This window comes from Microbulbifer maximicatervae (SeqCode), from assembly GCF_052467955.1.
Genome location: NZ_CP174329.1, coordinates 4,529,552 through 4,547,810 on the forward strand (window position 1 = coordinate 4,529,552; position 18,259 = coordinate 4,547,810).

The window sequence follows — 18,259 nt, forward strand, 5'->3', positions numbered from 1 at the left end:
AACCGCCGCCGACGGCAAAACAACGATAACGAATACGGCGCTAGCCACGCAGTCAAGCAGGAGTTCACCTTGTCTCAATCCAACCCCAGCTCAGAGCCGCGCGCTCCCAGCTTAACGGACGCCCTGATCCCTCTCGGGATTCTCGTCGCCCTGTTGTCACTATCCGTATATTTCTACGGTGCAGACTCCTCCTACGGTCCCAATCAAATAGCGTTACTGCTCTGTGCCTGCGTTGTGGCCCTAATGGGGATGAAGAACGGACACAGCTGGAACGACATGGAAGGCGGGATGCTCCACGGCATTGGCCTGGTATTTGGCGCTATCCTGATCCTGCTGTCTGTAGGTGCACTTATCGGTAGCTGGATTCTGGCCGGCACAGTGCCTTCCATGATCTATTACGGCGTGCAGATTCTGTCGCCACAGTGGTTCTACGCCGCCAGCTGTGTTATTTGTGCCGTAGTAGGACTGAGTATTGGCTCCAGCTGGACCACAGCGGGCACCTTGGGTGTGGCACTGATGGGTATCGCCGGCGCCCTGGGCCTATCCCTTGAGGTCACTGCCGGAGCGGTAATCTCTGGCGCCTACTTCGGCGATAAGATGTCCCCGCTATCTGACACCACCAACGTGGCCGCAGCGGTAACATCCAATGATCTGTTCCAGCATATTCGCCATATGATGTCCACAGCGATCCCGGCCTTCGCGATCGCCCTGGCGGTTTTCGCGTTCCTGGGTTTTACCTCTGAAGCCAGTTCTGCCTCCGCAACTGATATCGAATCATTGCTCACCGCCCTTAGCAGTGAGTTCAAAATTTCCCTGGTTAGCCTGCTGCCTTTGATCTTGTTGCTGGCAATGGCCTGGCGCAAAGTCCCCGCTTTCCCAACATTGATCATCGGCTCCCTGGTTGGCTGTGCCATCGCACTGATTTTCGAACCGGAAGCCGCCCGTCGCCTCGGTGGCGGTGAAGGTGCACTCGCCCCCCTGAAGGGCGCCTGGTACAGCCTATTCGATGGCTATAAGTCCACTTCCACCAACGAGAACGTGGCTGCATTGCTGTCCAAAGGCGGCATGAGCAGCATGCTTAACACCGTATGGCTGATCACCTCCGCCATGGCCTTCGGCGGCGCTATGGAGCGGGCCGGATTCCTACAGGTCATCGTCCAGGGGGTTTTGTCACTGGTTAAAACAGTGGGCGGCCTGGTAACTGCCACCGTATTCACCTGCTTCGGTATGAACCTGGCCGCTGGCGATCAATATATGGCGATTATTATTCCGGGCCGTATGTTCCGCGAAGCCTTCAAGGAAAAGGGCCTTCACGGGCTTAACTTGTCCCGCACCCTAGAGGATTCCGGCACCATCACCTCTGTGCTGATTCCCTGGAATACTTGTGGTGCCTTTATGGCGGCAACGCTGGGTATTGCTACCTGGGAGTATTTACCCTTTGCCCTGTTCAATATTATCTGTCCACTGTTGGCGATCGCCTATGGCTGGCTGCACTTTAAACAGAAGCCCATTTCTGTAGCGGCTACGGCATCTTAAGGAAATAGACAAAACCCCTATGAGTAAAAGCGGTACCCTAAGCGCCCTGATCGAGCAGGCTGACTTCAAATTGCGCTGGTTCGATCTGGGCCGGCGCTTGCAGTCGGTTTCGAAATCCACTGCGGCATCCTTCGAAGCAGGTCTGGCTCCCTGGCCACACCCATACTTGCGCCAGGCCTGGACGGGCCTGCTGCTGCAACCAGCCGAAGGCGGTGAACCCATCGTCTGGTTCCTGCGCTTTCCGCTGGACGAGCAGGGCAAGCTGCAACTTCAAGCCCGAGATGGATTGCTTCGCGCTCTGGCACAGGAACTCAAGCAGGGACCCGCTTCTGAATCTGCTGCGCAGCTGGACCAGCTGCTGCAGCAAAGTGGCTTGCTGTTTACCCCGTCAACTGAGCGGCAGGCAGCATTTCACTCCCAAACAGCGCTTCTGCTGGGCCGCCAGCCCAGCGAACATTACGAGCCTGTCCTGCGCTATTTTGGCGACCCGGAAAATCACCGCTGGGACAACCTTGCGCTGCAAGGGATTGCCGACTTGGCCGTGCGCTGGGAAAAAGAAAGCACTTTGCTAATGCGCCAGATTGGAAAAGTCGCGGCTCCGGTTTTTATTAATATTTGCCATTGCCTGGAAAACCAGCCGGTCGACCACCGTCTTGCAGCAGCCATTATTGAGCGAGCAGAGCAAGAACTGACCGCAAACACGCCGGATATCTCGGTGGCCGCTGCTGCTATCAGGGGTATCTCTCACTCACCAGCCACAGGATTGCGACAGGCATTTATACAGTCACTTTTGGCTGAAGATGCCAGCAACCGGAATAAAGAAGTCCTGGCCGCAATAGGCAGTCGCTGCGTCCAAGATTTGGAAGGACAAGAATTGGCCGCACAGTGGGTTGGCAAGCTGGCCGATGCCGCTGACCAGCAGACTTTTAACTTACTGCTTTCCGATTTAATGTTTATTCCGAAAGTGCGAATCGCCCTATTGAGTGCTCTCCGTGACCCGGCAAGAAAAGAAAGTCTCGCAGTAGCCTTTGGCAATTTTTTGCACGGACCCAAACCGACACACTGAAGGCCTAAAGATAACGCCTCAGCTGGTGCTCCCTCACCCATTAAAGCTACTTTCACGAGTGAGAATTTTTAACAGAAAAAACTCTTACTCGTGAAACCATTTTCTTTGCATCGCAAAAAAACTCCCCAATCCATCAAGCGGCATTGTCAGCCACAATAATAATTCTTAGAGTCTGCCTCAAAACTGGCGCGATCAGTTTCAGCGCGTAGATTAAACAACCGAAATTCACCATAAAAAATGGTCAGCACAAACCACATTTTTTAAAAAACCCCTTATTTAAGTAGTTTTTTAAAATAAATTGGCGCACCTCTTTTCATAACTTGATCATTGACAGACATTTAAACCCAACGCCTATTACACTCAAATAGGCGGTACCTTTGTAGAACAGATTTTACAAAGCTGACCAACAGGTGACGTTTTATTGGCTATGCTAATGGCTAACATCAACGGAAAGGAGTTAGGGGATGAATTTCACTCCAGCCAAGTACTTAATTGGAATTATCAGTGCACTGGTTCTTGCAGGTTGCTGTAGCCCTCCGGCACCTCCAGCTTACTGCCCACCCGGCGCTGAACAAATTCCTCTATCCATGGCTTGTCCTGCAGATGCCGACTGCTGGATGGCTTCCGACAGAGTGCGCTGCATGAAGGTGGTCAAGTAAAATCTTTTTCTTGCCCGACAGCGTGGTGATTCATACTAAATGAAGTTTTGACCAAATCACCGCTGACAGACACCCGATTTACAAAGCCTTATTTAGTATGGATCACCACAAAATGCCGCTCTAACGAGCGGCATTTGTCTTTCCCCACACAGTTCCTTATCTCGAAACATTCCCTGTAATAGACTGTGATGCCCGCGGCGCTGGCCCGGCAAAGAAAATGCCGTTAGCATTGCCGCCCAGAAATAATAAATAAAATTTGATTTGTGTACGTTTTAGCCAAGTGGCAATAAAAAGGCTCAGAAGAGAACAAACCGAATACCATGACTAGTGAAACCCTGGCTTTAAGCCGTGTAGCGGCAATCTCACGGTTGAAGTCCCATTTTGACCAACATAAGTGGTCCTTGAGAGAGCTGTTTGCAACGGATCCCCAAAGGACAGATAAGTTCAGCTCAGACGCAGCCGGAATCTATCTGGATTACAGTAAGAACCACTTGCGTGAAGACACCCTTAAGTTGCTGTTGGAATATGCAGAAGAGCAGGGTCTGAACAACCAAATTACTGCGCTAGTGAACGGGGCCATTGTCAACAATACCGAACACCGCCCTGCCCTGCACACCGCACTGCGATTTCAGGGGCAACCGAAAACTGAACAAGAGCGGGCGGTAAAAGATTGCCGCGAGCAAATGAAACAGTTTGCCGAATCGGTGCACAACCATAGCTGGCGCAGCTTCTCAGATAAACCGATCCGCCATATCGTGAATATCGGTATCGGCGGTTCCGACCTGGGTCCGCGCATGGCGGTAGAGGCCCTCAGTCCTTGGCACAAAGACTCTATCGATGTGCACTTTGTAGCAAATATCGATGGCGCAGACCTTAGCGACACCTTGGCTGGTATCGATGCGGAAGAAACCCTTTTTGTAATTGCTTCCAAGTCCTTTTCCACCTTGGAAACCCGTGAAAATGCGCTGTCCGCACGCCGTTGGATGTTATCTGCCGGTTGCGATGAGTCGCAGTTGGCCAAACACTTTGTTGCGGTGAGCAGTAATATTACTGCTGCTCAGGATTTCGGAATTGCTCCTGAGAATATTTTCCCAATGTGGGATTGGGTGGGTGGTCGCTACTCACTCTGGTCTGCTATCGGCCTGCCCATTGTTCTTGCTTGCGGCTATGAAGTTTTTGAACAGCTTCTGCAAGGCGCCAATGCAATGGACCAGCACTTCGCCACTACTCCACTGGAGTCCAATCTACCCGTACTGATGGCGTTGACCCAGTTCTGGTATCGCCAGTGCTGGCATACGACCAGCCACGTCGTGCTGCCCTACGCGCAGCGCCTGGCCCGATTCCCCGCCTGGTTACAGCAGCTGGATATGGAGAGCCTGGGTAAAAGTGTCGACAAGGACGGGCAGGCGCTGGGCTACCCCAGTGGCAGCGTTATCTGGGGCAGTGAGGGTACGAATGGCCAACACTCTTTCCACCAATTATTGCACCAGGGAACCGACCTTATTCCAGCAGACTTTATCGCAGTCAAGGAACCGACGTCTGAACTCCTCGAACAGCACCGCTGGCTGCAGGCCTGTTGTATTAGCCAGAGCCAGGCGCTACTGCGAGGCAAAAGCCTGCATGAGGCCCGCCAGGAGCTGGAAGAAGCTGGTCACACTCATCGTGAGGCCCACGCCCTAGCCCCACATAAAGTAATCCCTGGTAATCGCTCCAGCAACACCCTGATCCTGGAAAAGTTAGATCCTTTCCACCTGGGCTCGCTCCTGGCACTGTACGAGCACAAGGTCTACGTTGGCGGCTGCCTGCTGGGGATCAACCCCTTTGATCAGTGGGGCGTCGAACTTGGTAAGCAGTTGAGTTCAAAAATCCATAAGGCTGCCAAGGGTGAAATTCCTCAGGATGACTGGGATAGTTCAACCCGCAGCCTGATGAAAAAGCTGCTCTAAACTCTACAAAAAAGGCCGCACTAATTAGTGCGGCCTTTTTTGATCTTTGCTAAGGACATCGTTAACTGGATGCAGAGCCCCGCTTCAGCATTGGCTCAATTAGATCCAGTGGCAACGGAAATACAATTGTAGAGCTGTTATTTGCGCCGGCAATATCAATCATGGTTTGCATATATCGCAAAGTAATCGCGTTGGCATTTTTCGATAATTGATTCGCTGCCTCAGTCAGCTTTAAAGCCGCCTGCGCCTCCCCCTCTGCGTGTATAACTTTAGCCCGCCGCGCGCGCTCCGCCTCTGCCTGCTGTGCGATAGCCCGCACCATACTTTCATCAAGATCGATATGCTTAATCTCTACATTAGTAACTTTTACACCCCAGGCATCTGTTTGCTCATCGAGTATTTTTTGGATATCTACATTTAGCTTATCTCGCTCACATAACATCTCATCCAGCTCGTGCTTACCCAGTACCGAACGCAATGTAGTTTGCGCTAACTGGCTTACAGCCTCGTGATAGAATTCCACATTAATAATTGCAGACTGTGGATTAATTACCCGGTAATAAACCACTGCGTTGACTTTAACTGAGACATTATCCCTGCTGATAACATCCTGGGTGGGTACGTCCATCACTACAGTGCGCAGATCCACACGCTCCATAGTTTGAACAATGGGAATGATTATAATCAGTCCTGGCCCTTTCACTGTTTGAAAACGTCCCAGGAAAAATACCACCGCGCGCTCATACTCCCGCAAAATACGAATGGCATACATCAGTAGCAGTATGAGTGCGACTACCAGTATCCCAAAAAAATAACTGAGCATCATTGGACTCTCCTTAATCCCACCTTAACTGTTGAGCGCTGTCATTAGCTCAATTAATTACCCTACCTACTCCACCTCTACCCGTAAAACCATACCATGTTGGGCCACTACTCTAACTTTCTGCCCCACCTTCAGAGGCTGGTTACAGGTCGCCTGCCAAATCTCTCCATCGAGATGCACCAAGATCTCTGCGCCTTTAACTTCGCTTACCACTGCAGAGCGTCCCACAAAAGCCTGGTCTGCCGAGACTTTCGGCTGGCGTAAACTACGTCCAACAGCGGTCAGTAGCATCAATAAAAAGACACCACTTACACCGGCAATAGCCCCAATCAGCTGTTTGGAAACCTGCATTCCCGGCACATCACTATCAATAAGCATTACAGAGCCAATCACCAATGCAATAATTCCGCCGATCCCCAAGGCGCCGAAACTCGGCATAAAAACCTCTGCCACAATCAGCAATGCGCCAACAATAATTAATGCAAGACCAGCGTAATTAATCGGTAAAACTTGCAAGGCATAAAATGCCAGCAACAGGCAGATAACACCAACAATCCCGGGAACAAAAGCACCGGGGCTATAGCCCTCAAAAATAAGCCCGTAAATACCCACCAATAACAAAATATAGGCCACTTGAGGATTGGTAATCAGTGCCAGCAATTCATTGCGCCAATCCGGCTCGTAACTTTCACTTTGCAGCTCGGCAATATTCTCCGGAATCGTATAATCGCCGGTATCGAGTAATACTTTTCGACCGGCAACCTGGCGTAATAAATCATCATCATTATCCGCAACAATATCGATAACATTCATTTTTAATGCTTCTGGAGCCGTCAGGGTCGCTGCTTCGCGTACAGCTTTTTCCGCCCAGTCTGCATTGCGCCCATGGCGCTGTGCCAACCCTCGGATAAACGCGACAGAGTCATTAACGACTTTGCGCTCCATGGCTGTTCCAGCAAGCGGTTTTTCTTTTTCTCCATCCTCACTGTCTTCCGCCTTTTCTTTTTTCTCTTCCTCCTGCTTTCCCCCCGGCATAGGTGTGCCCTGAGGTCCGCCAATCTGCACTGGCGTAGCCGCTCCCAAGGTGGTAGCAGGAGCCATAGCGGCGATCTGGCTGGCATAGAGAATATAAGTTCCCGCACTCGCAGCGCGCGCGCCGGAGGGGTAAACGTAGGTGGCAATAGGGATAGGAGACGCAAGGATATGCTGGATGATATCCCGCGAGGCCGCATCCAACCCCCCAGGGGTATCCAGATGCAGAATCACCAACTCTGCGCCCTGGTCCACAGCTTCCTGCGTAGCCCGCTTGAAATAATCAGTCGTCGCGGGACCTATGGCGCCATCAATTTTGAGTATGGCTACATGAGGAAAGGGCTCTTCCTGGGCGGCACTTTTGCACACAAAAAGGCTGAGCAGCAGCGCCAGGAAAACCAGGCTGCGAAAGAACAAAACGGGCGAATTCTGCTTCGACATGCATCCATCCCTGATGCGACATCTGGCTCAACGCCAATATTTGGATATTGAGTGCCACAGTGAACAAGAAAAATCACTTTAGCATTCACGACACCCTAAACCGGAAACAAAAAACCCCGGCTAATTCCATCAGATTAACAGAATTAGCCGGGGCCTTGTTTATTTCCACCGGGATTTACGCCCAGTTGAGTAGTTTTATACCCGATTGCGTCGGCTATACCAGTTCACATCGCGGGAATATTTATCTACCTGATTCTCAACACCCAGCAACATAGCAAACAGAGCCATACGCACCAGCAAGCCATTGTCGGTCTGGCGGAAAATCGCCAGGCTCGGATGTTCATTCAGGTCGGTATCCAGTTCATTCGCCTCTGCCCGTGAATCCCGTGGCAGGGGGTGCATAATTACCGTGTTAGGCTCTGCGTGGCGGGTAAAAATAGCCTTATTCAGGCGGAAGCGCCCACGGTAGCGGTTGGCCTCTTCCTGAGAGGCGAAACGCTCTTCCTGGATACGGGTGGAGTAAACAATATCCACATGGGAGATAGAGGATTCCAGCTGATCAGTAACCGTCACCTCGTGCCCGGCCCCGCGCAGCATCTCCACAATCATTTCCGGCATGGCCAGTTCCGGTGGAGAAACCAGGGTAATCTGCACCTTGCCAAACAAACACAGCAGTTTGCACAGGGAGTGCACCGTGCGGCCGTGCTTGAGGTCGCCGATCATGGCGATACGAAAATCATCCAGGGTGCGACCGTGCGCGGCCAGCTCCTTGCGAATGGTGTAGAGATCCAACAGTGCCTGGGTGGGGTGCTCATTGGCGCCGTCACCGCCGTTGACCACCGGCACACGACTCGCTTCAGCAAACTCAGCCACCGACCCTTCTTTTGGGTGGCGCATACAAATCACGTCGCTATAGCCCGATAGCACTCGAGCGGTGTCGTAAAGGGATTCGCCCTTTGCCATAGCGCTGGCAGTAATTCCTACCGTTTCACGTACAGTACCGCCCAACAGATTAAAGGCGGCTCCAAAACTCAGGCGAGTACGGGTGCTCGGCTCCATAAACATATTGCCGAGAATCGCCCCTTCCAATACACGCGTTACCTTTTCACGCTGTGCATAGGGGGTCATGGCGTCAGCTACATCAAATACACGCTCTATGTCAGCGCGCTCAAATTGGCTGACCGACAGAATATTGGCTCCGATAAAGTCCATGGTTACTCCAGTGGTTGCGCCTTGTGGGCGCCGGGTATTCGCGAGCGGCATTCTACTCGGGCACCAGGAAAGAGCCCAGAGGAAGAACGGCCGCTGACGTGATTCGACACATTAGGCGAGTAAGCTATCGCCCCAGTTCTCCAGCTCTGTAATCAGGGAGATGCGCTCCGGGTGCTGAACCCGCAGCTCAGACAGCTGGCGGAAGTAATCTTCCAGGGTGATTGAGGCCCCGGCAGTAGCGTCAGTTAAGCGCTGGAAACACCAGATCTGCCAGCGCTGGTGCTCTTCCTCAGACAGGGTCTCGGGGAAATTGCGCGCCCGCATACGGAATAGCAGCTCGGGTAGGCGCTTATCGGTGAAAGGCACTTCACCCGCCAAAGCTTCCGGACCTCGGGCCGCCAGTCCACGGTGCAGTTCACGGCAGATATCGCGGTCAGAGTCGCTGAGGAATCCACCGTAAAGGTCCGCTTCCACATCTCTCTCAGGGAATTCCCGATCCAGGAATACGTTGTGCAGCTTTTCTGTCAAATCGATATCTTTGAGCTTCTGCCAGTTCGCCTCACAGGTTGTGCGATCGATACCCAGCTCAGCGGCACGCTTGTCATCCAGCATATTTGCAGGCGCCAATACCGGGCACTTGTTCAAATGCACCAGTTTCAGCCCTACCGGCAACTCGCCCTCACCCAGCTTGTCGCGAGAGGTGTATAGGCGCTCTCGCAGAGTGTCTGCATCCAGGCTGAGTAATGGCTCGGGGTCCATCGCCAGGTTGGCAACAATAACCGCATTGCGGTTAACCGGGTGACTGGCCAAGGGCATCACATAGGTCAAGTGACCATGATTAGCAGAGACCTTGCCGGAAATATGCAATAGCGGACGGCGCTCGCGCATATCGATCATCTTGGCGGCCTCCTGCTTGCGGCGCAGGCGGAACACATAGTCGTACAGCTTTGGTTGCTGTTTGCGGATCAGCCTCGCCATATCAATGGTGGCGTGCACATCCGACAGCGCATCGTGGGCGCCCTCATGGGAGATCCCATTGGCAGCGGTCAATTCTTCCAGGCGGAAGGACGGCGCACCGTCCTCACGGGTGGGCCACTGGATTCCCTCTGGGCGCAGGGCGTAGGTGAGGCGCACCATGTCAATAATGTCCCAACGGCTGTTGCCGGAGCGCCATTCCCGTTCATAGGGATCGAGCAGATTGCGATAAAGGGTGTAGCGAGTTACCTCGTCATCAAAACGCAAACTGTTGTAGCCCACCCCACAGGTGCCCGGCGCACCCAGTTCGGCGAGGATGCGCTGGATAAACTCTATTTCCGGCACTCCATTGGCCAGGGCTTTCTGCGGGCTAATGCCAGTCACCAGGCTCGCCATCGGCTGCGGCAGGCAGTCCACTGAAGGGCGGCAGTAAATCATCAATGGCTCGCCGACGATATTCAGTTCTTCGTCGGTCCTGATACCGGCAAACTGCGCCGGCTTGTCGGCACCCGGGTCTGTACCCCAGGTTTCATAATCGTGCCAATAAAGTGTGGTAGAACTCACGGTACCTCCATAATTTGGCGGCATCATACCACCGAGAACCTCCTCGTCTGGACACCCAAGTCGAGATTTCGAGCACTCCGGACCAACTCCTTTGCCAACGCTGGTTGCAAAGCCGCCACCGCCCATTAAAATTCGGCGTTTCCACGAATTTAAGACAGCACTTCACTCTATGAATATTCGCCAGCTCCTCACCGACAAATTCCAGGCCGCCATGCTCGCCGCCGGTATCCCCGAAGAATGCGGCCCGATTGTGGCACCTGCGAAGAAAGCCGGATTTGGCGACTACCAGGCCAATGGCGCTATGGGCGCTGCCAAGCGTATGGGCACCAACCCGCGTGAGCTGGCTGGCAAGATCCTTGAGCAGCTGGATAAGGGCGCTATGATCGAAAAGGTCGAGATCGCAGGCCCCGGTTTCTTGAATATTCACTTGAGCGAACAGTGGCTGAGCCAGCAGCTATTGGCCGCCCAAGGCGACAAGCGCCTGAATATCGCCTCGGTTGAAGAGCCCAAGACCGTAGTCATCGACTATTCCCATCCCAACCTGGCCAAAGAAATGCACGTAGGCCACCTGCGCACCACCATTATCGGTGATGCCCTGGCACGACTGTTGGAGTTCCAGGGGCACAAAGTAGTTCGCCAAAATCATATGGGCGACTGGGGCACCCAATTCGGCATGTTGCTGGCACACCTTTCCGACAAACTGGCAGACAGTGATGCAGAAGTGGCACTGGCCGACCTGGAAGTCTTCTACCGCGAAGCCAAGGTTCGCTTTGATGATGAAGAAGGCTTTGCCGATCGCGCCCGTGAATACGTTGTAAAACTGCAAGGCGGAGATGAGCAGTGCCTGAAACTGTGGAAGCAGTTTATTGATATCTCTATCAGCCACTGCGAAGAAATCTACTCCAAGCTGAATGTCACCCTCAAACAGGAAGACGTTTACGCTGAAAGCCAGTACAACGATGATCTGCCGGTGCTGGTAAAAGAGCTGTTGGATAATGGAATCGCTGTTGAAGACCAGGGCGCGATCGTTGTTTTCCTGGAAGAGATGGCCGATAAGGAAGGCAACCCCAGCCCGATGATTATCCAGAAGAAAGGCGGCGGCTACCTGTATGCCACCACCGACCTGGCCGCTATCCGCTACCGTGCCAACCAACTCAGTGCCGACCGTATCCTATATGTTGTTGATGCTCGCCAATCCCTGCACCTACAGCAGGCCTTTGTCGCCTCACGCAAAGCGAGCTTCCTGCCGGAGTCGGTTTCTCTAGAGCATTGCGCTTTTGGCACTATGATGGGCGACGACGGTAAGCCATTTAAAACCCGCACCGGCGGCACCGTAAAACTGGCAGCCCTCCTGGATGAAGCAGTAGAGCGTGCAGAGAAGCTGGTGGCTGAGAAAAACCCAGAGCTGGATGCAAAAACCTGTGCAGAAATCGCGCGCAAGGTGGGCATCGGCGCGGTGAAATATGCGGACCTAAGTAAGACCCGCACTAACGATTACATCTTCAGCTGGGAATCCATGCTGAGCTTTGAGGGCAATACCGCCCCCTACCTACAGTATGCTTACACCCGCGTACGCAGTATTTTCCGCAAAGCCGGTATTGAGCCGAGCGAGCTCAAGGGCGATATCCAACTGGAAAGCCCGCAGGAACGCGCCCTGGCAATTAAACTGAGCCAATTTGGCGAAGTACTGGACCAGGTAGCCAAAGATACCTTCCCGCACGTACTCTGCACCTACTTGTACGAACTGGCCAGCGCCTATATGAGCTTCTACGAAGCCTGCCCAGTATTGAAAGAAGGCGTAAGTGAACAGCAGAAGCACAGCCGCCTGCAATTATGTAATCTAGTGGCCAGCACTATCGCTACTGGCCTCGACCTGCTTGGCATTGAAGTGATGGAGCAGATGTAATTTGCTCCAGCCCGGTATCACCTTCTGTAACTTTTCAGATAGGCAAACCGGGCAGCACCCGGGTAGGCGGCCTTCAGTTGTGGCCTACCCAACTATCCTGCACCATCTTTTATCCCACTCAGGCCACACGTTTCCCGCCAGCCTGACAAAAGGAAATCACCCGTGAAAATACTGATTACCGGCGCCTCCGGCCTATTGGGGCGCAGTGTATTTAAACAGCTTTCCAGCAATCCGGTTTTTTCTGTTACCGGTACCGCCTTTTCCCGCGCGGGAGAAAATTTAATTCGCCTGGACTTATCCGATAGCGAAGCGGTGAAGACCTGCCTGCAACAGGTTAATCCCGATATTGTCATTCACTGCGCCGCCGAGCGCTGGCCTGATCGCTGCGCCGACAGCCCCGACACCGCCTGGCAGCTCAATGTCAGCAGCACAGAATTCCTGGCGAAATACTGTAACGAAAACGATACACAATTAGTGTATATCAGCACCGACTATGTTTTTGATGGCAGCACTCCGCCCTACAAAGCTGATGACAATCCCAACCCGGTTAACTTCTATGGCCGCAGTAAATTGGCAGGGGAAGAGGCGGTACTGAATAACGGCAATCACTGGGTTTTGAGGTTACCCTGGTTATTCGGGCCCGTTGCCTATCTGGAGGAATCCGGCATCACCGCCCTACTGGATACTTTGCGCAAGCAAAAGCCAGTCACGTTGGATCACTGGGCTATTCGTTTTCCCACCAGTGTTGAGGAAGTGGCTGAAGTATTGGAGCAATGCCTGCTAAAAATTCGTAGTGGTATGAGTTTTGAAGGCATTTACCAGTGGAGTGGCGATACGGCCTGCACACGCTACGAACTCGCACACATTATTGCCAAGGCTTGTAACCTGAATGCCGAACACCTGAGCGCTGAAAGCGAACCCAATTTTACAGTGCCACGCCCTTACAATTGCCAGCTGGATAAATCAAAACTGACAGGTATGGGAATTAACGGTAGTGAACCCCTGGAGCAACAGCTATTACGAAATTTAAAGCCATTTATTGAAGGCTGATTTAAATAGCTTTCAGATAAAGCGCTACAGGGAAGTATCGCTGCCGGCCATGTTCCGGCTCACACCTGTGTAATACCGTTAACTCATACAACAAACGGTGCTACAAGGTGGCAATCGAGTAGATCAGGGAGGAGCTATTGGATTGCCGAGTAAAACCACTCGAATATTTAGGGAAGGATAAATGAAATTAAAACACTGGTTCTCTGCAGGAGCTCTGGTACTGGGCAGCCTAACCACATTGGCTTCTTGCAACGCGGATAGCGGACCTCACAGCAAGAAACCACACCAGGCCATCAAGACTGAAAACGCCCAACCCATTATCTGGATTGGCGACTTCAATAACTTTGACGATGCCGTAGCACTGATGCTAATCGCCAAAGACCCACGCTATACCCTGGAGCTGGCTGTCGTTGAGGACTCTTTCAATACCGTAGCGCACGGGGCCAACACTGTTTACAACATCCTCGAATGGCTGGGAAATAACGATACCCAGGTTATTCGCGGAGCCTATTTTGCCACAGAAGAAGTCGCCTACGGCGCAAACGGCAAAGCTTCAGTATCTCCAGTGAATGACGATAAGGCCGTTCTCGGCAGAGAAGACTACCAACTACCCAACTCCTCCGATTTCTCCACCGGCACCTGGAACCTGGAGCGCCGCAACGCCATGGGTATTAATCTCTACGGCCAGTATGTACCCGGCCCCTGGCGTGACAACGGCTCCACCTTGTATGGAACTGACCACCTAATCCCGCGCGCAAAACAGGAGCACTACCGCTACCAAGGTAACAATGGTGTCTCCTTCAATTTTGAGCTGGCCGAAGACATTATCCTGGAAACGATGGATAACCTGGAGCAACGCCCAGTAGTTTTCAATACCGGCAAACTCACCACCCTGGCCCGGGTACTTGGCAAAGCCAACGAAGAGCAGCTGGCTAAAATTGACCGCGTTATTATGATGGGTGGTGGCTTTGAGAATTATGAGCCGTTTACAGAGAATCACGAAGCAGCCTGCTTTGGCGATAAATCTAGAAATCTGGGCGGCAATATTTTCTCCCACCCCAGCTTCGGCTGTGACAGCGACTTCAGTACCCATCAGGAATTCAATATTCTGCTCGACCCACTGAGCGCACAATGGACCTTCGACGCCCTGAGTGAAAATAGTATTGAAACCTACCTGGTTCCGACCAACTCAACGGATATGGCCAAAGTACAAGGCAGCACCATCGAAGCCCTCGCAGAGCGCCGCGCAACTCCGGAAGCCTGCTACACCTCCCAACTCCTCAGTTCCATTCGTGAATTTGAGGGTGGGGATTTCCAGGGTAATGGTGACTTCGCCATGGATGCCGTTATTCGCCTGTGGGATATTATCGCTGCGATGGTACTACTGGAACCTGAAACCCTGGAAATGGAATTAGTGCCCGGCTATATCACCGTCGATCAACTAGATGCAGGCCTAGCCGACAGCACAACTCCCTATGATCCGATTACCTTTGACCCAACAGTGGGAAAGACTACTTTTGCTGAGGCCGGTGAGGGCTTGGCAGTAAATGTGGTTATGGGTATAAACCACGATGCTGCGCGCTCAGCAATGATTGAACGCTTGCGTGATCGCTTTAATGCTGCGCGGAAGGGGCCTAGATGTAAATCCAACTAAGTAAATTTAGATAGCAGTTAACACAATAGAACCTTTAACCTTTATAAAAACCGAATAAATGATAAAGGTTCTTACTTCACTTATTGAAGATCAGTAAGCTACCATTTTCGCTTCCCAAATTAATATTCTGTATATCGACATCACCCTCTCTATACAACTTGAGAAAATATTATGATGCACAACCAGTTACACCTGCGCCACAAATCACTGATAAAGCTTGAATGAAAAAACTAAGCCTATACTCTATAGCCACCTTGCGGACCACCTGCCTTTAGCAGAATAAAAGTACCAATTTAATTCATTTTATAGGATGCAAGCTTGAAGAGCTTTACTGTATACGGAAACTGCCAAACCCAACCCCTAGCAAACATATTACAAGAAAATAAATCATTTTCTGAGATTTATAGGTATATCCCTATAAAGCCGGCACAGACTCTCGGCAAGGATGACTATAAACCTATACTGTCAAAAATAGAAAGTATTGACCTGTTTATACATCAGCCTGTCGCAACTACCAACAATAGACCCAAAGAGCTGTCTAGCGATCACTTGCTTAAAAAATTAAAGTCAAACGCATTGAGAATTTCCTTTCCCTCGATTTACTTTGATGGATATTTCCCACACCTTCAGGCCTTTAAAGGCTTGGTATCTGAATTGAATTTAGTTCATGATTATTTTATAGCCTATCTATTTGCGAAGGGCTATAGTGAAAAACATACTTTTGAAGCAATCAATGATAGCAATTTGTACACGCCAAACACCTCCAAACAACTAGTTTCAAATTCCCTTAACAACCTCACTGCTCGAGAAGCATCCGAGGACCTCGACATAAGAATCTCAAGATATATAGAGAAAAACTATAGAAAGCAAAAGCTATTCAATCAATTCAATCACCCTAGAAGACCTGTGTTCAGATATATCGCTGAGAATATTTTAAAGACAATTAAGATACAAGATACCTTTATTCCTGAAACTGGGGCAACGACTCTCGACGGAATTATTACTCCAATATATCAAAGCACCTACAACAATTTAAAACTTGAATTTCCTGAGGACTTCCATCATTACAGATCCCAAAATCACGACCGCATCCACCAGAATGATATAATTTCATGTCTATTTAGGTTTTATAGAACATTGGATTCCAAAATGATCGAGGAACACGTTAAGAAATCAAAACCCTTCATTTCCGAAGCAATTGATGGACTCCAAAGCCACATATAAAAATTTAATTTTTGAAGCCAATACACATAACAGTTTCAAGCGAGGTCAACTAGCTATAGGCTGGCTGGCCTCCACAAAGCAAGCCTGAAACTCTAGAAGCTCCCACACTATCTAGCCACCTCCTAAAGAATATTACCAGATCGAATTCATCAATTAGTAAAACAATGCAATTCAACTTATCACCCAGCCACTCTATCGCTTAAACAAAATTGTCAGGAATATGCCTAATCACTCCCCCCCTATTCTGCTACGAGCATTCATCGCTCTTCCTTACAGAAACCGCGCGGGGCTCTTAAGAGCACTAAACTTGACTTCACCACAAAGGAACTAATCGACCACCAGTATACAAGCACTAGTATTAAACAAATTTCTGAATGAGCGAAACCTAAAAGAGCATGAAAAAGCGGTCGACCGCTCAATAATTTATCACTGAGACAGCAGCAAAGCTCATTCCAGGGCGTGTTTATATTGCAAAACCACTAATGATTATCAACTTACAAACCCTAGCAAAAACTGGATCGCCTAGAGCATTCAACGGACCACATTCAATTAGGCTACTTAGTGGCCCCCTACAATAACTCATCAAAAAACTAGCAAATAAAGCTCATTGTTTCTCTATAAAAACAAATGATCAACCACAATATACTCCACATAAATCACTCTGAAAAATCCTTTACCGAACCACCATTTAAAAAGCAATTAACTAGACCAACATATACATCAATCAAGCTGCAGAGCAATGAAAAAATCAAGCTTATTTTTTCTTGTTTGACTACATTTTAGAATTTTAAAATCAAGCATACCCAGCTTTCGCGCCCCCTCAATACAATCCACAATAGAGCCTGGGGTGAAAAGATTCACATGGCAATCATGATAACCTTTAAGGGCTCTATCAAAGGTATCGTAGGATTGTTTAACCGTAAAAGTTCTCGGAACTTTAACTCTATAGTTCGAATAGTCCGCCCACAATCGAGCCGCCTTTACATTTTTATGATAATAACGCTGATCAAAAGCATGCCTTGGAGCTGGCCTATCTCGATCCAACACATAGTTTTCTACTAGCTCTCCCAGCCCAGTCCAAGGACGCTCAACATCAAAACAGTATCGACAATCAGGCACTATAGAAAATATAATCCCACCTGAATTCAAAACTTTGGAAGCATCATTCAGCCAGCCCAAAAAATTTGGCAAGTGTTCCAATACATGGGATGTAAATATATAATCAAATGATCTATCCACCACTTCACTTAACTTTTTACCTTTTAAAACATAATCCAACTCGACAACCTTATCTGGATTTCTATTTTTATTATTTTTAATTTTATTTTTTAGCTGAATCTCATCAAAATAATCCACATAGAAAACTCTGTTGTCAGCCTTCTTTATAAAGGGCTTATCCAGAGGACCAACCTCCAGACCGACCTTTTTCTGAGGAGTAACAATTTTCAAAAACTCATCAGCATAGGAAACCTGCATTATGCGCTTCCTTCCAAGCAAGCCATTCCCAATTAACACTTTTTACTCCTTTAAAATTCACGCACCCAAAATACACTCACCGATAAAAACATAAATATCCCAACCAAAAATGGGCTCTAAACAGCACATTTTTTGAGTATACCCCTCCCCCTTCTCTATTGCTAGAACCAAACATAACGCCCCACCCCATGATGTCGAAATTACAGTTAATAAAAAACTTACTACCAACTATTCACTAGTTTAAATATAATTCCTCAATAATACGGAACTCTTGCTGCCAAACGATACCAAGATACTGAAAAGTAAATCGCTAAAAAATAGCGATTAGCAAGAAAACACCAAAGATAGAGTGGAACAGATAACTCCGAAATCTTTATTAGTTAATTTGTATCAGATGGATAGATAAAAATCTATACTCTGTTGGAACAGGTACAACAAAGCGCCACCTATAATTATTGCGTACGAAGCGCACTTAAAGTTAATATTGGAACGACAAATAAATGGTGAAAATTATCGCTCAAAGTGTCTATTGATCATACGATACGTACCAAAGCTAAAGTCAATACAGCTTCACTAGACAGTAATCTTGCGTTAACAGCCATTAAGTAACTGAGAAAGCTTAGAGACAGGTATTTAATCCCCTAATACTCACCCCGAAAGAGTAAACACTATTGAAACATTAAAAGTCGCAACAA

Annotated in this window: 13 protein-coding genes; 8 read left to right on the top strand and 5 right to left on the bottom strand. The window is 49.7% G+C overall.

Features of this window, described 5'->3' with window-relative positions; all coding sequences use genetic code 11:
* Nucleotides 1–69 precede the first annotated feature (69 nt).
* The 4 genes from nhaC (at nucleotide 70) to pgi (ending at nucleotide 5,207) form a co-directional block, all read left to right on the top strand.
* Complete coding sequence (gene nhaC, locus ACJJI5_RS19555) at nucleotides 70–1,536, top strand: Na+/H+ antiporter NhaC (RefSeq protein WP_444898254.1); 1,467 nt, start codon at nucleotides 70–72, stop codon at nucleotides 1,534–1,536.
* A gap of 19 nt (nucleotides 1,537–1,555) precedes the next feature.
* Entirely contained in the window at nucleotides 1,556–2,602 is a 1,047-nt protein-coding gene (locus ACJJI5_RS19560) for a DUF3549 family protein (RefSeq protein ID WP_445355003.1), read from the top strand.
* A 464-nt stretch (nucleotides 2,603–3,066) separates the two neighbouring features.
* The gene (locus ACJJI5_RS19565; RefSeq protein WP_157533369.1) at nucleotides 3,067–3,261 is read left to right on the top strand and encodes a hypothetical protein; all 195 of its coding nucleotides are present in this window, start codon (nucleotides 3,067–3,069) and stop codon (nucleotides 3,259–3,261) included.
* 320 nt (nucleotides 3,262–3,581) lie between these two features.
* The gene (gene pgi, locus ACJJI5_RS19570; protein WP_444914583.1) at nucleotides 3,582–5,207 is read left to right on the top strand and encodes a glucose-6-phosphate isomerase; all 1,626 of its coding nucleotides are present in this window, start codon (nucleotides 3,582–3,584) and stop codon (nucleotides 5,205–5,207) included.
* A 61-nt stretch (nucleotides 5,208–5,268) separates the two neighbouring features.
* Here the strand turns inward: pgi and ACJJI5_RS19575 are convergent, their stop codons facing one another.
* From ACJJI5_RS19575 to sbcB, 4 genes are all read right to left on the bottom strand, one after another.
* Entirely contained in the window at nucleotides 5,269–6,033 is a 765-nt protein-coding gene (locus ACJJI5_RS19575; RefSeq protein WP_413664548.1) for a slipin family protein, read from the bottom strand.
* Nucleotides 6,034–6,096: 63 nt separating this feature from the next.
* The gene (locus tag ACJJI5_RS19580; protein WP_445355004.1) at nucleotides 6,097–7,503 is read right to left on the bottom strand and encodes an NfeD family protein; all 1,407 of its coding nucleotides are present in this window, start codon (nucleotides 7,501–7,503) and stop codon (nucleotides 6,097–6,099) included.
* A 195-nt stretch (nucleotides 7,504–7,698) separates the two neighbouring features.
* Nucleotides 7,699–8,715 (bottom strand): aspartate carbamoyltransferase, encoded by a 1,017-nt coding sequence (locus tag ACJJI5_RS19585; protein WP_413664546.1) that lies wholly within the window; start codon nucleotides 8,713–8,715, stop codon nucleotides 7,699–7,701.
* Nucleotides 8,716–8,826: 111 nt separating this feature from the next.
* Nucleotides 8,827–10,278, bottom strand: coding sequence for an exodeoxyribonuclease I (gene sbcB, locus ACJJI5_RS19590; RefSeq protein ID WP_445356330.1), 1,452 nt, complete (start codon nucleotides 10,276–10,278; stop codon nucleotides 8,827–8,829).
* 145 nt (nucleotides 10,279–10,423) lie between these two features.
* Between sbcB and argS the strand changes: the two genes are divergently transcribed.
* The 4 genes from argS (at nucleotide 10,424) to ACJJI5_RS19610 (ending at nucleotide 16,088) form a co-directional block, all read left to right on the top strand.
* Nucleotides 10,424–12,160 (top strand): arginine--tRNA ligase, encoded by a 1,737-nt coding sequence (gene argS, locus ACJJI5_RS19595; RefSeq protein ID WP_445355005.1) that lies wholly within the window; start codon nucleotides 10,424–10,426, stop codon nucleotides 12,158–12,160.
* A 162-nt stretch (nucleotides 12,161–12,322) separates the two neighbouring features.
* Complete coding sequence (locus tag ACJJI5_RS19600; RefSeq protein WP_445355006.1) at nucleotides 12,323–13,210, top strand: dTDP-4-dehydrorhamnose reductase family protein; 888 nt, start codon at nucleotides 12,323–12,325, stop codon at nucleotides 13,208–13,210.
* A gap of 181 nt (nucleotides 13,211–13,391) precedes the next feature.
* Nucleotides 13,392–14,864 carry a nucleoside hydrolase gene (locus ACJJI5_RS19605; RefSeq protein WP_445355007.1) on the top strand — a complete coding sequence of 491 codons (1,473 nt, stop codon included), beginning with the start codon at nucleotides 13,392–13,394 and terminating at the stop codon, nucleotides 14,862–14,864.
* Nucleotides 14,865–15,182: 318 nt separating this feature from the next.
* Nucleotides 15,183–16,088 carry a WcbI family polysaccharide biosynthesis putative acetyltransferase gene (locus ACJJI5_RS19610; RefSeq protein WP_445355008.1) on the top strand — a complete coding sequence of 302 codons (906 nt, stop codon included), beginning with the start codon at nucleotides 15,183–15,185 and terminating at the stop codon, nucleotides 16,086–16,088.
* A gap of 720 nt (nucleotides 16,089–16,808) precedes the next feature.
* Here ACJJI5_RS19610 and ACJJI5_RS19615 read toward each other — a convergent pair.
* Nucleotides 16,809–17,564, bottom strand: coding sequence for a methyltransferase domain-containing protein (locus ACJJI5_RS19615; RefSeq protein ID WP_445355009.1), 756 nt, complete (start codon nucleotides 17,562–17,564; stop codon nucleotides 16,809–16,811).
* Nucleotides 17,565–18,259 lie beyond the last annotated feature (695 nt).

Excerpts from the sequence above, each read along its gene's own strand:
- argS (WP_445355005.1), top strand. The coding sequence starts at position 10,424 with ATGAATATTCGCCAGCTCCTCACCGACAAATTCCAGGCCGCCATGCTC.
- ACJJI5_RS19585 (WP_413664546.1), bottom strand. The coding sequence starts at position 8,715 with ATGGACTTTATCGGAGCCAATATTCTGTCGGTCAGCCAATTTGAGCGC.
- ACJJI5_RS19605 (WP_445355007.1), top strand. The coding sequence starts at position 13,392 with ATGAAATTAAAACACTGGTTCTCTGCAGGAGCTCTGGTACTGGGCAGC.
- ACJJI5_RS19615 (WP_445355009.1), bottom strand. The coding sequence starts at position 17,564 with ATGCAGGTTTCCTATGCTGATGAGTTTTTGAAAATTGTTACTCCTCAG.
- ACJJI5_RS19565 (WP_157533369.1), top strand. The coding sequence starts at position 3,067 with ATGAATTTCACTCCAGCCAAGTACTTAATTGGAATTATCAGTGCACTG.
- ACJJI5_RS19580 (WP_445355004.1), bottom strand. The coding sequence starts at position 7,503 with ATGTCGAAGCAGAATTCGCCCGTTTTGTTCTTTCGCAGCCTGGTTTTC.
- sbcB (WP_445356330.1), bottom strand. The coding sequence starts at position 10,278 with ATGCCGCCAAATTATGGAGGTACCGTGAGTTCTACCACACTTTATTGG.
- pgi (WP_444914583.1), top strand. The coding sequence starts at position 3,582 with ATGACTAGTGAAACCCTGGCTTTAAGCCGTGTAGCGGCAATCTCACGG.
- ACJJI5_RS19560 (WP_445355003.1), top strand. The coding sequence starts at position 1,556 with ATGAGTAAAAGCGGTACCCTAAGCGCCCTGATCGAGCAGGCTGACTTC.
- ACJJI5_RS19575 (WP_413664548.1), bottom strand. The coding sequence starts at position 6,033 with ATGATGCTCAGTTATTTTTTTGGGATACTGGTAGTCGCACTCATACTG.